The following is a 255-nucleotide window of genomic DNA, read 5'->3' as shown; positions in this document are numbered from 1 at the left end:
CAGGTTGAAATTCCTGTACCACCGTGAACCGTTATGAGCAATGGGGTGACGCAGAAGGGTAGAGTTGCAGACGGATGGAAGCGTCTGTCCAAGCAGTAAGGCTGGTGCGTAGGCAAATCCGCGCATCGTAAGGCTGAGCTGTGATGGGGAGGGAAATTTAAGTACCGAAGAACTTGATCTCAAGCTGCCGAGAAAAGCCTCTAGCCAGGGAGAAGGTGCCCGTACCGTAAACCGACACAGGTAGGTAGGAAGAGA

1 rRNA gene is annotated in these 255 nt (G+C 52.9%); it reads left to right on the top strand.

Annotated features, from left to right (window positions below):
* Nucleotides 1-255 (top strand): 23S ribosomal RNA (locus KJS47_RS23905); the annotation flags it as partial.

This window comes from Paenibacillus sp. J31TS4 (assembly GCF_018403265.1).
Taxonomy (GTDB): domain Bacteria; phylum Bacillota; class Bacilli; order Paenibacillales; family NBRC-103111; genus J31TS4.
The sequence above is the reverse complement of the archived record's forward strand: the minus strand, read 5'-3'. Positions and strand labels throughout refer to the sequence as shown.